Here is a 14,875-nt window from a genome sequence, read left to right on the forward strand (position 1 = left end):
AAAACTGACAGCTGAAGTTCCGGCGGAAACCGCTGGTGACGAACCTTTATTCGCGGGCAAGGCTGATCATGCGACCGTCGAATACGCGACGACGCCCCGCCGCACCAACGTGATCGCTTCGCTGCAGAGCCTGGCAATCCTGGGATCCAGGCCTGGGATCTTGGCCAGCTGGTCAAGGAGGTCAATGACCTGCTTGACCCAGCGCACGAAGTCGCCTGCGGCCAGATCGGTTCCGCTGAGCACTTCCTGGAGATGGCGGCCTTTCGCCCACTTGAAGATAGGCCACATGAGGCCCAGTTCCGGTTCTCCCGTCAGCGGAAGCTTGTTTGCTTCCTCTGTGTCTTCCAGCGCGGACCATTCCTGAACCACAATGTCCACAGAAGTTTCCAGTGAAACGCTTGGCATTCTCGGCCTCAGGCCGCGGTCTTCGCGCTTTGCCTGGAACACAAGGATGCTCGCCAAGGCGGCGATCTCTGCCGCATCGAGGTCGTCGAACGCCCCTTGCCGGAGGGCCTGGGAGATCAGCAGATCCTTTTCCCCGTAGATGCGGCGCAAACGCTGCCCGTCCGGGCCGATCACTACCTTGCCGGATTCAGTCGTTTCAAGGTATCCGTAGCTGAAGAGCACCTCGCACACCCGGTCAAAAGTCTTGGCAATGGTGTTGGTTCTGCCCTGGATCTGGCGTACCAGGCCGTCAGTTTCCTGGCGCAGCTTCCACCAGCGCTCGGACCAGCGCGCATGGTCTTCCCGCTCGCTGCAGCCGTGACAGGGATGGGACCTCTGGGCACGGCGGAGCTCGGCGATCTTTCGTTCCTGGTCCGGAAGCGCCGCGGCCCGCCCAAAGTCGTTGTGCCTGCTGCTGTCGGGTGCGGGCGGCCGGTTTTCCCGGATGGCGTTGCGGACGGAGGAAGCAAGCTCCCGGCGGGATTTGGGCACTTTGGCGTTGAAGGACTTCGGGATCCTGACGCGGGTCACGGGCGAAACAGGACCCTCGAGGTCGTGAATCCCGATCCTCCGCAGCTGGTGGTCCAAGGTCAGCACCGCCGGCCTGGGTTCCCGGGACGTGTGGTCAGAGCTCAGCACGACGGCGAATCCCGGAGCCCTTCCCGTGGGTACGTCAATGACATCGCCGGGAAGGAGGCGGCTCAGGGAGTCTTCGGTGAGGGATTTGCGGGCACGGGATTGGCCGCGGGCCGCGACGTTCTCGGCGTCGGACAATTCGCGGCGCAGGCGCGCGTACTCGGTGAAATCTCCGAGGTGGCATGTCATGGATTTGCGGAATCCGGCCAGCGATTCCTCGCGGCTGCGCACCTGCTTGGCCAGCCCGACGACGGAACGGTCGGCCTGGAATTGGGCGAAGGAAGATTCGAGGATTTCGCGCGCCCTGGGCCTGCCAAATTGTGCCAGAAGGTTAATGCTCATGTTGTACGTGGGACGGAAGCTGGAGTTCAACGGGTAGGTGCGCCGGGAGGCGAGGCCCGCTACAGCCGCGGGGTCCGTTCCTGGTTGCCACAGCACCACGGCGTGACCCTCGACGTCGATGCCGCGCCGCCCGGCGCGCCCGGTCAGCTGGGTGTATTCGCCGGCAGTTATACCCACGTGCGCTTCACCATTGAACTTTTCCAGCTTCTCCAGAACCACTGAGCGTGCAGGCATGTTCACGCCCAAGGCAAGGGTTTCCGTTGCGAAAACGGCCTTCACCAGGCCCTCGGCAAACAGTTTCTCCACCACTTCCTTGAAAGTGGGCAGGAGCCCGGCGTGATGGGCAGCCAGTCCGCGGAGCAGGCCGTCACGCCAGCTCCAGAATCCCAGCACGTCCAGATCCTCCGAAGGAATGTCCTGGCCCGCCTCGTCAACGCGCATCGCGATGATGCGCTGTTCCTTCTCTGTGGTCAGCCAGAGTCCCGCGGACACGCATTGTGCGACGGCTGCGTCGCAGCCTGCCCTCGAAAAAATAAAGGTGATTGCAGGCAGCAGATCCTGCCGGTCCAGGCTGGCGATGACCTGAGGTCGGCTGGCCTTGCGCACAGGGCTTCGCTGCTCGCCGGGGGCGCCGGCGTTCTCCCGCACGTGCTGGCCATGCTGGCGGCGTTGGCTGCGCCCGCCGTGTCCGAACCGTCCGCGGAAGTTCATCTGGCTTTCGGCCTTCGCCATGGACAGCAACTCAGGGTTCACCTCAAAGCCGCGCTGGCTTGCCGCTTCTGCTGAGAGCACCGGTTCAGCTGCGTCGGCGTCCGGAGGCGCAATTTCGTCGAAGGGCGTCTCACCCGCGAAGAGATCCACGATGTTCCGGCCAACCATGACGTGCTGCCACAGGGGAACGGGACGGTGTTCCGAAACGATGATGTCAGTGTGGCCCCGGACGGTGTCCAGCCACGCTCCGAACTCCTCAGCGTTGGAGACTGTGGCGCTGAGCGACGCCACTTGGACCTCGCTGGGAAGGTGGATGATCACCTCTTCCCACACGGCCCCGCGGAAGCGGTCAGCGAGGTAATGGACCTCGTCCATCACCACGTAGCCAAGATCGTCGAGGGAATCGGAGTCGGCGTAAAGCATGTTCCGCAACACCTCGGTGGTCATCACCACAACCGGCGCGTCACCGTTGATGCTCGTGTCCCCGGTCAGGAGGCCAACGTTGTGAAGCCCGTACTTCTCGGAAAGCTCGAAGTACTTCTGGTTGCTCAGTGCTTTGATGGGTGTGGTGTAGAACGCCTTGAGTCCACGCTGCAGTGCGAGGTAGATGGCGAACTCCCCCACAATGGTTTTCCCGGCGCCTGTGGGTGCCGCCACGAGCACACCACGGCCGGCCTGCAGTGACTTACATGCCTCACGCTGAAAGTCATCCAGCTCAAACTCCAGGGAACGGACGAAACCACCCAGATAAGTATTGGCTTCGGCGGTCCGTTCAACGCTGGCCCGGTAGAGCTCGGATGGCGACTGGGGCCCGGATATGGAGGACATGCATCAAGCCTAGTGGGCGAAGAGCTAGAGATTGCCCAGTTCAGTCCGCGGGGTTGCTATGTTGGCTGTGGCTTCAGTCTCGGCGGAGCGTTTTGCGGCTTTGCGATCCCGACGACGGTCGTTGAGGAGGCACAGCCCGATGGCGGCGAAAAACAGCGCCAGCATGGGCCCAGCCAGGTAGAACATGCTCATGGCGTCAGCGCCAGGGGCCGCCATTGCCGCGAAAAGGCATACCAGAAACACGGTAATCCGCCAGCTCTTGACGAGCTGCTGCCCCTTGATGATGCCCGCCAGATTCAGTCCAAAAAGGACGACTGGCAGGAGGAAGGCAATGCCGAAGGCCAGCAGGAGCCGCAGGACGAATGCCAGATACACTTGCGCACTGATGAAGTTGGAGCCCCCGCTGGGCGTGAAGTCCGTGAGTACCCGGACCGCGTTGGGCAGCACCAGCCAGGCCAGCACTACGCCTCCTACGAAGAGCGGGACTGCGGCCGCCACAAAGGACAAAGCCAGGCGCCGCTCTTTTTTATGCAGACCGGGAACGATGAAGGCCCACAGCTGATAGAGCCACACAGGGCTGGCGACTATCAGGCCAAGGAAGACCGACACCTGGATCATCAGGTCAAAGGAACTGGCCACGCCGTCAAAGTTGAGCGAGGCCTGGCGCCCCTCTTTTTCGTTGAGGTCAACGATGGGTTTGATCAGCGCGGCCAGCATCGGCTGGTACGCCAGAAACCCGACAATGGTTCCGAGAATGACGCCGATTGCGGACTTGAAGAGCCTGTTCCGCAGTTCCTTGAGATGGTCAAGCAGCGCCATCTTCCCCTCAGGGTTGGATCGGCGGCCCATGGTTACTGCCATCTGGACTTAGGCGCGGTTCGACGGCGGAACGTCAGTACCGTCCGCGGGGCGGTTGTCGGTCGAGTCGGTGCGGGGGTGGTTCACCACTTTGCCTTCGACAGGTTCAGAGCCGTCCTTCGCTTCCGCGGTGCCGTCCTTCTTCATTTCCCGGACTTCGGACTTGAAAATCCGCATCGACTGCCCCAGGCTCCTGGCCATGCCAGGCAGGCGTGGTGCAGCAAAAAGCACCAGAGCCAAAACGATAATAATGATGAGATGCCAGCCTTCAAGCCTCATGTTGGGAGGTCCTTTCGTTTAGATACATCCTACGTCTTACTGAATTCGATGTCGCGCAGCCGCTGGGGCTGGCCCCTATCCGCCTTGCGCTGAACGCGTCGGGCACGGCGCCTTTCCTGGCGGGCGGCTTTGCCCGCATGATACTCAAGCCGCATCTGCTCCGGGGACGCGAAGACAGCCAGTCCCGGTGGCAGGGATTGCGTCAGCCTTCCGGCTTCCAATCCATTTTCGGCGACAGCATCAGGGTCCAGGTCAGCGAAGGAATTGCCTGACCGGCTGCCGGGCTGGCCAAGGCGGCTTCCGGCCTCCCCCAGTTCCTTGAAGGTGGCCATGATCTGACGGACGAGCCGGAAGCCGAGAAAGGCGTAGAAGAGGAGGGACAGCGCAACAAGCGCTATCCAGAGAAGTATCCAGGACCACCAAGGCATGCTGAGTAGTCTAGCTGTCGTAGTGGGCCAAGGCTTCTTCGATCCATTCACGAGTAGCAGCCGCGGCATGCTCAGGCTTCAGAATCCTTACACCGCCGCCATGCTGGGCAACGAACGCCGGCAGCCACTCCGTGCTGCCAAACCTGATTTCGGCGAGAAGTCCGCCATCTCTACCCCCTTCAGTAAGTGGCGCTGTCCGTTCCGCGTAGTAGTCCTCTGCGAGGCCGGCAGCTTGTCGGGTGAGCTGCACGGTGACGACTGTATCGTCGTCGTTCGGGGTGAAAAGCTTGACAGGGAAGCCTTCCGAAGCCTCGCCGTGGTCAGATGCAGGCCGGCCATTTGGGCTTAGTTTCTCAACGCGGTCCAGGCGGAAGTTGCGCAGCCCCCCGACAGAATGGCAGTGGGCCTCGAGGTACCACGTGTTGTCCAGTGAATAGAGCCGGAGAGGATCAACATCGCGTTCCGAGAAAGCGTCGCGCTGAGGTGACAGGTATACCAAGTGGAGTTGGCGACGGGATTCAATGGCATCCCTCGCGGTCTGGAGATGCGCGGAATTACCCGGACTGACTTCAGGCCCTGCCAGCGAGGCAGCCCTCAGGCCTTCCTCCCCCGCAGCTGCCATCAACTTCAGTGTTACTGATTCCAGGGCGCTTCCTTCGGCCAGTTCGGGCAATCCATTGAGGGCGTCCAGGCCGGTAAGGAGTGCGCAGGCTTCATCAATCGTGAAGCGGACAGGACGGTTCAGGTCCAGGTCCTGGGTGATATAGACGTGGTCGTCCTCCCACTGGATGTCCAGGAGGTCGTCCGGATACCCCTCGGGCAATCCCGAACAGATGAGAATCCGAAGATCGTCCTCCAATTCCTTCCTGGTCACGCCAAAGCGGTCGGCAACCTCCCGGATATGCAGGCCCTGATTATGGACAAGGAAGGGCACCAGTTGCAGCATTCTTTGCAACTGGTCCTCGGAAGTACGTTTACGGGTCCGTTTGGCAGCTGTGTCATCCGGGAACTCAACCGGCGGCATCGGTGCGGCCGCGAAGTCCACAGCTGCGGTGAGCCGGCGTCGGACGGCATCCCTCAACTCCTCCGGCGATACGACCACCACGTTCGGGCCATAGGAGGCCAGCTCTTCGCCCAGCACCTCCGAGTCCCTGTAAGCAACCTCGAGACGGTCCCAGCCGTCGTCGGGAGCCCCAAGCGGCTCTGCTGCCTTCTTCCGCAAGCCCAGCACACGACCCTGACGCACATCCACAACGGCGGTCCTGAGCGGGAGTTCAGGAAGTTTGTCGAGCTCGGCGCGGGCGCTAAAGCCAACAGGCGGTGTGTAGGAGTCCTTCTCAAGCATCGTGACGGCCGAAGTGAAACGCGAGAGCCGGAAGTACCGTTGCGCCCCTCGGGCACGGTCGAAGCCTACGAGGTACCACTGGGCAAAGCGGCTCCCGAGCCCCCAGGGCTCAACGAGTCGTTCTTCTTCTTTCCCCGTAGTTCCAGCCAGATAACGGAAGCTCACCGGATGCTGGGAGTGCATTGCTGCAACCAGGTCCTCGAAGGCCTGTCCCGGGGGTTTGATACGTGGCTGCACGCCGGCAGGGACTTCGGCTGCGGAAGACAATTCACCGGTCGCCTGCAACTTACGCATGGCACTGAGTGCGGCCGAACCAAGCGCAGCCTGCTCCCATAGCTGGGAGGCAAGAATAAGGACGGTGCACTCTTCCGGTGTGAGGCTGACATCGGGCAGGCGGTTTGATTCCTTGCCGATCCGGTAACGCGTGGTGGCCGGATCATCGGATCCCCATCCCTTGTCGGTTACCGTTTCCACGTCGAAACCGAACTGCCGCAGATCATTCTTGTCGCGCTCAAACATCCGTCCGAAAGAGACATCGCTGCTGCTCGAGTCGTGATAAATCTTCTCGCGCAGCTCACTGCGCCGCAGCCCATACCGGGTGTTGAGGAGAGCGATGAGCAGGTTCAGGAGGCGTTCTGTACGTGAGGCGGACACCCCATCAACGTTACTCAATACCGCTTGCTGAAACGCAGGAAGCGCGGCCACAATCGGAAATACCGCTCCGATTGTTACCGCGCTTCCAGGCTCAGCGGGCTGATGGCCCCACCTCTGGTTATTTGTGCTTAGCGCACGCCGACCAGGTCAACGACGAAGATGAGTGCCTCATTGGGGGCAATAGCGCTGCCGGCGCCACGTGAACCGTACGCGAGCTCCGAGGGAATTTCCAGGCGGCGGCGGCCGCCTACCTTCATGCCCAGCAGGCCCTGGTCCCAACCCTGGATGACCTGCCCGACGCCCACCTTGAAGTCCAGCGGCGCTCCACGGCCCCAGGATGCATCAAATTCTTCGCCTGTGGACCAGGCAACACCGACGTAGTGGGTTGAAACGGTGTCTCCCCGTTTGGCTTCGGCGCCGTCGCCCTCGATGAGGTCCGTAATCACCAGTTCGGTGGGAACGTCGCCCTCAGGGAAGTCAATTTCAGGCTTCTGGCGGTCGAAATCACGCTGACCAAATGACATGGTTGCTCCTTTTGTTAGGGGGTTGCATGGTCTTATAGCCGTATGGCTCAAGGCCGAGGAGGGTGAGTTACTTCTTTGACTTGATCTCAACAACGAAGACCAGCGGACCGGCGGGCTTCTTCTGTGCCTCGGCGTTAGGACCATAGGCGAGGTCGGTCGGGATCGTCAGCAGGACTTTGGATCCAACTTTCTGCCCGGTCAGGCCAAGGGTCCAGCCCTTGATGACCTGGCTGAGGGAGAATGTCGCTGGTTCGCCGCGGTCGAAGCTTGAATCGAACTTTGAGCTGTCTTCCCACCGCCAACCCGAGTAGTTGGCCTCGATGGTGTCAGCTGCTGCGATGGCTTCGCCGGTCCCTTCAGAAAGTACCTTCGCTGACAGGCCTGCAGGAGCATCCGTTTTCGGAATTTCCACCGAAGGAACACCCTTGTCATCGAATGTGACCTTGGGAAGCTTGCCGTCCTTGTCCAACTGCTCGGTTTCTTCCTTGCTCAAGGCTTTTGGAGCTTCCTTAGTGGAGAGCACCTTGATGATGATCAGGTTGCTCGGCTGTGCTTGTCCGCCTTGGGCCGCGGCCTGTCCGGGGAGGGCGAGTGCAATGAATGAGCCGATCTTACTTCCGACCAACGCGTTGTAGATCTCAGGACTACCGGTTTTTGCTTCTTCGCTTAGCTCCAGTGGCTGCGGCTCAGTTGAGAAGGTGTCTTCAAGCGTGGCTCCGTCTTTGCCGTTGAGGGCCAGGTAGGAGATCTGGGCGATCTGATTCGCCTTAACGCTGTCTCCGTCACCTTCTTTGACCACCTTGATAGTGGGTTTTGTGACGTCCAGCGGCTTGGTGAACTCAACACCAGGCGCCTTCTTGTCTCCATTTTCAGTCAGCTTCAGGGTGTCGAGCTTTGCTGTTTCACCCGCGGATTGGCTTGTTGGCTCGGGAGCGGCAGCTGATCCGCCGCACGCGGTCAGCAGCAGCAGCCCGGGAATGAGAATTGCTAGTATTCGGCGCACGTAAGAACTTTCGTCGGGGCAGGATGGACGTCATGCCGGCATCACGCTCGCGGCAGAACAAGGGTGGCCGCATAAACGGCCCCATCCAGCTTAACCCCTGAAGCTGGGTATCAGCCCATAGAGTCCAGGAGCGCGTCCACACGGTCGTCAATACTCCGGAACGGATCCTTGCACAGAATGGTCTGATGAGCCCTGTCATTCAGTTTCAGGTGGACCCAGTCAACGGTGTAATCCCGGCCCAGCTCCTGCGCCCTTCGAACGAAGTCCCCGCGGAGTTTGGCCCGCGTGGTCTGGGGAGGGGCGTCCACAGCGTCCTTGATATCAATGTCCCCCACCAGGCGCCGGGTGGCTCCCCTGGACTGGAGGAGATAGAAAAGCCCGCGTGACCGGGAAATGTCATGGTACGTAAGGTCCAGTTGGGCAATCCGGGGAGCATCCAGTCCCAGACCATGGCGCTCACGGTAATTGTCCATCAGCTTCTTCTTGATGGCCCAGTCAATTTCAGTGTCGATGGTCCGGGTGTCTCCGCTCTCAATCGCGTCGAGGGTGCGTCGCCACAGGTCCAGTATCAGCGGGACATGCGGATTATGGGCGCCGTTCTCCGCCACGAAGGCCGTGACTTTGCTCAGGTATTCGTGCTGGATCTCCAGGGCCGTGAGCTGCCTGCCGTTCGCGAGCCGGACCAGTGCCCTGCCCGTGAGGTCGTGTGAGATCTCCCGGATGCTTCGGATGGGGTTTTCCATTCGCATGTCCCGCATGATGACCCCGGCTTCAATCATCCGCAGAAGCAGGTCGACTGTACCTATTTTGAGCAAGGCAGTGGTTTCCGACATGTTGGAATCACCAACAATGACGTGGAGGCGCCGATAGAACTCGGCATCCGCGTGAGGCTCGTCGCGGGTGTTGATGATGGGCCGGGACCTGGTGGTGGCGGAGGAGACACCTTCCCAGATGTGGTCGGCCCGTTGGGAGAAAGCGAACGTTGCCCCGTGCGGAGTCTTCAGGATTTTCCCGGCACCGGCAATGAGTTGGCGGGTAACCAGAAAAGGGATGAGGATTTCCGCGAGCCTGGAGAACTCGCCACGGCGCGGAATCAGGTAGTTCTCATGGCTGCCGTATGAATTTCCGGCTGAGTCGGTGTTGTTCTTGAAGAGGTATACGGTGCCGTTGAATCCCTCTGCGGCCAAACGGGCCTGTGCTTCATCCACCAGATCGTCGAGGATCAGCTCGCCGGCGCGGTCGTGGGCTATCAACTGCGCCAGGTCGTCACATTCAGCCGTTGCGTATTCAGGGTGTGAGCCCACGTCCAGATACAACCGGGAACCGTTGGTGAGGAACACGTTGGAGGACCTGCCCCAACTCACCACTTTGCGGAAGAGGTAGCGTGCCACTTCCTCAGGAGCCAGGGGCCGGGAATCAGGACTGGAGTAGGAAATTCCAAACTCGGTTTCGATGCCAAAAATGCGTTTGTCCATGTCAGTTCCCCTCCGCCAGGAGTTCCGCGATCTCTGCGTCTCCAAGGCGCCGGAACGCCCGGCGGGTGCCGAGTGCAGTTTCCGATTGCCGGTGCAGCACCGCTACTTCAACAGCCGAGGGAGGTAATGCCGAGGCGTCCTTGTCAGTGACAAGGCCACGCATGGCCAACCGGACTGCGCCGGCAAGATCAAGTTCCCGCTGCCAGCCTGCTTCCACGGCTGCCGAGACCTGTTCAGCCTGACCGCCCATCACGATGAAACCCTTTTCGTCAGCGATGGAACCGTCAAAAGTCAGGCGATACAAATGGTCCTCATCCTGGCGGCTGGCCACCTCCACCACGGCTAGCTCAACCTCGAAGGGTTTCTGCTCAGCAGTGAAGACTGCTCCGAGGCTCTGCGCATAGACGCTGGCCAGGCCCCTGGCGGTGACATCCTCACGATCGTAGGAATACCCGCGTACGTCCGCGTACCTCACACCTGCCTGGCGGAGGCTTTCGAACTCGTTGTACTTTCCGACGGCGGCGAAGGCAATCTTGTCGTAAATCTCGCCGATCTTGTGAAGGGAAGGCGATGGGTTCTCGGCAACCAGGGCTATCCCGTCAGCGCCGCTGATGACCACCACGGACCGGCCGCGTGCGATGCCTTTCCGTGCGAAATCGGCACGGTCCTTCATCAGCTGTTCGGGAGATACATAAAACTGCTGGGTCATGTCAGGACTCCCTGTGAGCCGAAGCCCGTGACTCTATGATCCGTTGGGCGGCCTCGGCCAGGACGGCCTCCGGCACACGGCGGGCACCAGCACGGTTCACCGTGTACACCACCGGCCATAACTGCCGGACAGGATCCGGGCCGCCTGTGGCGGAGTCGTCGTCGGCCGCGTCATACAAGGATTCAACGGCCACCCTGATCGCTTCATCCTCTGAGATGTTCGGACTCCACAGTTTCTTGAGCGCTCCCCGGGCGAACATGGAGCCGGACCCTACCGTATGGTGTTCCTGCTCCTCATAACGGCCCCCGGTGACGTCGTAGGAAAAGAGCCGTCCCACTCCCGCCTGAGTGTCGAACCCGGCAAACAGCGGAATCACTGCGAGCCCCTGCAAAGCCATGGGCAGGTTTCCCCTGATCATGGCGCCCAGCCTGTTTGCCTTGCCGTCCAGGCTCAACAAAGTACCTTCGATTTTTTCGTAGTGCTCGAGTTCGACCTGGAACAACCTGGTGATATCAATGGCAATTCCGGCGGTACCGGCAATACCAAGCACGGAGTATTGGTCGGCAGGGAAGACCTTTTCGATATGGCGGCTGGCAATGATGTTTCCCATGGTGGCCCGGCGGTCACCGGCCATCAGCACGCCGCCGGCATATGTCAGGGCAACAATGGTGGTAGCATGCGGAACCTGTAGCGGCTGAGCTGACGCGCTTTGTGCCGCTGGAAGAGGATTGTTGAAGGGCAGCAGTCCGGGCCTGTCGCGTTGCAGGTGCTCGGTGAACGAAGACGTCGCGTTGGCCGCTACCTGATTGGCTGTAGTTTCCTGCACTGCTGCACTCCTTCAACGTGGTGAATCAACGTTTTCCTCGCCCTTTGGGCAGTGGCGCGCGTCCGCTTACTGGCCACCCTTTTGGACGAAGGCCCGAACGAACTCCTCCGCATTGGATTCGAGGACTCCGTCGATTTCGTCCAGAAGGTCGTCAACGCCTTGTGTGGCGGCTGACGCCTGGGCCTCCGCAGGGGCTGGCGGGGGTGCGGGGATGTCCTCGTCAACCTCGGTGTCCCGCGACTGCGGTTGTTGCTGCTCCTGGCCTGCCATTGTTCCTCCTTCTGACTGTCCCCGATTCCTCGAGGGACATCCTGTAAGCCAATAGTGCCACGCCGGAGGCCCCTGCGGGTGGCTTTATCCCGGTGGCGGAGTGGTGCCCAGCCCGAGTAGCTCTGCGAGGAAGGGCGCGGCCTCGTGATGACGGGCAAACAGCCCGCCGGTGAGTGCTTCGGTGCCCCGTAGGGGTTCCCGGGTGGGTACGCGTTGCAGCCGTCCGTAGCCCGGAACGTCGAAGATGACCGAGTCCCAGCTGGCCCCGACAACGTCCTTGCTGAAGCTGCTGACACAGCGCCCGCGGAAGTACGCCCTGGTATCCGACGGCGGCTCAGCCACAGCGCGGGCAATGGCCTGGTCATCCACGATTCGCTGCATGCGGTCCCTGGACAGAAGCCGGTGGTACAGACCCTTCTCAGGACGGATGTCCGCCCACTGCAGGTCGATCAGTCCCAGGCGTGCGTTGTCCCAGCTGAGCCCGTCCCGCTGCCGGTAACCCTCCAGCAGTGACAGCTTGGCGAGCCACTCCACCGAGGAAGCTGCGGCGCTTCGGTCGTTGTCCAGCTGGCTAAGAGTTGCCGCCCAGCGCTCAAGGACTGCGTGGGTGTGACCGTCGCCGTCCACAGCATCAGCCACTCCGGTTTCCTGCGACAGCTTCGCGGCGGCCTCGTGGTACATCCATTGAAGGTCCAAGGCGGTCACCCGCCGGCCATCGAGAAGCCGGATGGTAGCGGACAGGGACGTGTCATGACTGACAGTTTGGAGGGCGGCAACAGGTTCGTGGACTTCGACTTTCGGGGCGAGTCCGGCTTCAATGAGGCTCAGCACCATGGCCGTGGTCCCGAATTTCAAATAGTTCGAAGCCTGGCTCAGGTTGGCGTCACCGATGATGACATGTAGTCGCCGGTACTTGTCGGCGGTGGCGTGGGGTTCGTCGCGGGTGTTGATGATGGGGCGCCGAATGGTGGTTTCCAACCCGACTTCGGCCTCAAAGAAATCAGCACGCTGGCTGATTTGGTACCCGGGCCTGGAGCTGGCCTGTCCCAGGCCCACTCGCCCTGCCCCGCAGATAATCTGCCGGGAAACAAAGAACGGCGTCAACCCCCTGACAATGTCCCCGAAGGGGACAGAGCGCGGCATGAGGTAGTTTTCATGCGACCCATAGGAGACGGATTTGTTGTCAGTGTTGTTCTTGTACAGGTTGATGGGGGGCAGTGTAGGGTCAGCGGCCAGACGCCGGACAGCCGCCAGCACCACAAGGTCGCCGGCAGCATCCCATGCCACGGCATCACGCGGGTTGGTCACTTCAGGGCTGGAATATTCAGGGTGGGCATGATCCACATACAGTCGTGCCCCGTTCCCGAGGACCATGTTCATGAGCAGCGATCCGGATTCATCTTCGCCGTCGTGGTCCAGCTCGTCCCGACCGTAGGCCATGGCGATGGCCTCCGCATCGAGGACCGGTGGCTGGTCCGTCAGCTGACTCGGATCCGCCGAGGTCCGCTCCACGGTCCAGCCCCTGGCATCGTGAAGGGGCTCCTCATCCGTGTAATCCCAGCGAGTCTCCGCTCCCCCGGCCGCCCGCTGCCTGGTGACCTGGGCATAGGCCTGGATCACCCGGGCGGACATCATGGTGGCATTCGCTCCCGGCGCAGATGGAGCGTGGATACCGTACTCCGTTTCCGAACCCATCACCCTCATGGCGCCGCCCGCCGGGAGGGCAGAACCTGGAGCGCGTTCGGGGCGGGCTGTCACAGGTACTGTCCAGTATTGGGCATCGTTTCGATGGACTTGCCCGGCTCCTGGCCTGCCTTGCCCTGGACAATAGTACGGATGTAGGTAATGCGCTCACCCTTCTTGCCGGAGATCCTGGCCCAATCGTCAGGATTGGTGGTGTTCGGCATGTCCTCGTGCTCGCGGAACTCATCAATGACGGCCCGGAGCAGGTGGTCTATGCGGATGCCCCTCTGGGCCGTAGTGAGGAAATCCTTGATGGCGTACTTCTTGGCACGGTCCACAACGTTCTGCACCACCGCTCCTGAGTTGAAGTCCTTGAAGTAGAGCATTTCAGTATCGCCATTTGCATAGGTCACTTCGAGGAACTCATTGGATTTGTCTGTGGAGTACATCGCTTCGACGGTGCGCTGGATCATGGCGTCTACCGTGGCCTGGACATCGCCATTGTGCTCGCCAAGATCTGAGGCATGGAAGGGCAGGTCCGTGGTGATGTACTTGTAGAAGATGTCTGCTGCCGCCTCGGCATCCGGCCGATGGATCTTTACCTTCACGTCCAGGCGTCCTGGGCGCAGGATGGCCGGATCGATCATGTCCTCACGGTTTGAGGCGCCGATGACGATGACATTGTCCAGCCGCTCCACGCCGTCGATCTCGCTCAGCAACTGGGGAACGATGGTGGTCTCGACGTCGGAGGAGATTCCGGTTCCGCGGGTGCGGAACAAGGAGTCCATCTCGTCGAAAAACACCACGACCGGGCTGCCGTCCGACGCCTTTTCGCGGGCCCGGGAGAAAATGAGCCGGATATGGCGCTCGGTCTCACCGACGTACTTGTCCAGGAGTTCCGGACCCTTGATGTTCAGGAAGTAGCTCTTGAGATCCACATTTCCGGTGCGCTCGGCAGCCCTTGCTGCCAGGGAATTTGCCACAGCCTTGGCGATGAGGGTCTTGCCGCAACCGGGAGGGCCGTACAGGAGGATCCCTTTGGGGGCCTTAAGACCGTGTTCACGGTAAAGGTCCGGATGCAGGAACGGGAGTTCGACGGCGTCGCGGATCTGCTCAATCTGCGGACCCAGCCCGCCAATATCCTCGTAGGTGATGTCAGGGACTTCCTCCAGCACCAGGTTTTCGACCTCGGCACGGGGGACCTTTTCCAGCGCGTAACCGGTGCGGGAGTCTATGGACAGGGCGTCCCCCACCCTCAGCTTTTGCGCCATCAGGGGACCCGAGAGGCGGATGACCCGTTCCTCATCCGCCCGGCCAACAACCAGGGCGCGATCGTGGCCCAGCATTTCCTTGAGCGTTACGAGGTCGCCGGCACGCTCGAAGCCGAGCCCCGCCACTACCAGGAGTGCCTCGTTGAGCAGCACCTCCTGGCCGACGGACAGTTGATTGATGTTGACCAAGGGGCTGATCCCCACGCGCATTTTGCGGCCCGCGTTGAAGATGTCCACCGATTCCTCGGTAGTGGCCTGCGTGGAACTGCCCGGCGCAGCCTGCCGCTTTGGATTGAGCTGGAGAATCGTGCCGAAGCTGTAAGGAGGTTGCCCCTCCTGATCCAAGGCGTTCTTCAGGCGCAGAATCTCGGCCTTAGCGGTTTCCAACATGCCCACGAGCTTCGTGTTGTTCTGCGTTGCTGCGGCGAGTTGGCGGTCGATGTGGCGGAGTTTGTCCCTCAGAATGTTAATTTGCCGGTCGGCGACCGAAAGTTCGCTGGCGCCGTAACGTGCACCGTCCTCGGCTCCTGGCCCTGCCGTGTCCCCTGCGGGCGTCCGTCCTGATTCGTTGTTTGGCATCTCCATGATC

General features: G+C 61.2%; 13 protein-coding genes. All 13 read right to left on the reverse strand.

Annotated features, from left to right (window positions below):
• Positions 1–66: 66 nt before the first annotated feature.
• Positions 67–2,961 carry a DEAD/DEAH box helicase gene (locus tag MU551_RS02245; RefSeq protein ID WP_247040502.1) on the reverse strand — a complete coding sequence of 965 codons (2,895 nt, stop codon included), beginning with the start codon at positions 2,959–2,961 and terminating at the stop codon, positions 67–69.
• A gap of 24 nt (positions 2,962–2,985) precedes the next feature.
• Positions 2,986–3,822 (reverse strand): twin-arginine translocase subunit TatC, encoded by an 837-nt coding sequence (gene tatC / locus MU551_RS02250; protein ID WP_247040503.1) that lies wholly within the window; start codon positions 3,820–3,822, stop codon positions 2,986–2,988.
• A gap of 6 nt (positions 3,823–3,828) precedes the next feature.
• Positions 3,829–4,098 (reverse strand): Sec-independent protein translocase subunit TatA, encoded by a 270-nt coding sequence (tatA, locus tag MU551_RS02255; RefSeq protein WP_247040504.1) that lies wholly within the window; start codon positions 4,096–4,098, stop codon positions 3,829–3,831.
• Between the two features lie 29 nt (positions 4,099–4,127).
• Positions 4,128–4,526, reverse strand: a complete 399-nt coding sequence (locus MU551_RS02260) for a hypothetical protein (protein WP_247040505.1) — start codon at positions 4,524–4,526, stop codon at positions 4,128–4,130.
• Between the two features lie 10 nt (positions 4,527–4,536).
• Entirely contained in the window at positions 4,537–6,525 is a 1,989-nt protein-coding gene (locus MU551_RS02265; protein ID WP_247040587.1) for a helix-turn-helix transcriptional regulator, read from the reverse strand.
• 128 nt (positions 6,526–6,653) lie between these two features.
• Positions 6,654–7,049 carry an FKBP-type peptidyl-prolyl cis-trans isomerase gene (locus tag MU551_RS02270; protein ID WP_247040506.1) on the reverse strand — a complete coding sequence of 132 codons (396 nt, stop codon included), beginning with the start codon at positions 7,047–7,049 and terminating at the stop codon, positions 6,654–6,656.
• A 67-nt stretch (positions 7,050–7,116) separates the two neighbouring features.
• On the reverse strand, positions 7,117–8,052 hold the full coding sequence (locus tag MU551_RS02275) for an FKBP-type peptidyl-prolyl cis-trans isomerase (RefSeq protein WP_247040507.1): 936 nt from the start codon (positions 8,050–8,052) through the stop codon (positions 7,117–7,119).
• Positions 8,053–8,162: 110 nt separating this feature from the next.
• Positions 8,163–9,527, reverse strand: a complete 1,365-nt coding sequence (gene pafA / locus MU551_RS02280; RefSeq protein WP_247040508.1) for a Pup--protein ligase — start codon at positions 9,525–9,527, stop codon at positions 8,163–8,165.
• 1 nt (position 9,528) lies between these two features.
• Positions 9,529–10,236 carry a proteasome subunit alpha gene (prcA, locus tag MU551_RS02285; RefSeq protein WP_247040509.1) on the reverse strand — a complete coding sequence of 236 codons (708 nt, stop codon included), beginning with the start codon at positions 10,234–10,236 and terminating at the stop codon, positions 9,529–9,531.
• Between the two features lies 1 nt (position 10,237).
• On the reverse strand, positions 10,238–11,062 hold the full coding sequence (prcB, locus tag MU551_RS02290; protein WP_247040510.1) for a proteasome subunit beta: 825 nt from the start codon (positions 11,060–11,062) through the stop codon (positions 10,238–10,240).
• A gap of 66 nt (positions 11,063–11,128) precedes the next feature.
• Positions 11,129–11,332, reverse strand: coding sequence for a ubiquitin-like protein Pup (locus MU551_RS02295; RefSeq protein WP_247040511.1), 204 nt, complete (start codon positions 11,330–11,332; stop codon positions 11,129–11,131).
• Between the two features lie 84 nt (positions 11,333–11,416).
• Positions 11,417–13,090 carry a depupylase/deamidase Dop gene (gene dop, locus MU551_RS02300; RefSeq protein ID WP_247040512.1) on the reverse strand — a complete coding sequence of 558 codons (1,674 nt, stop codon included), beginning with the start codon at positions 13,088–13,090 and terminating at the stop codon, positions 11,417–11,419.
• On the reverse strand, positions 13,087–14,871 hold the full coding sequence (gene arc, locus MU551_RS02305; protein ID WP_247040513.1) for a proteasome ATPase: 1,785 nt from the start codon (positions 14,869–14,871) through the stop codon (positions 13,087–13,089). Before arc ends, dop begins: the two co-directional genes overlap by 4 nt.
• Positions 14,872–14,875 lie beyond the last annotated feature (4 nt).

Source organism: Arthrobacter rhizosphaerae, assembly GCF_023062595.1.
Classification (GTDB): domain Bacteria; phylum Actinomycetota; class Actinomycetes; order Actinomycetales; family Micrococcaceae; genus Arthrobacter; species Arthrobacter rhizosphaerae.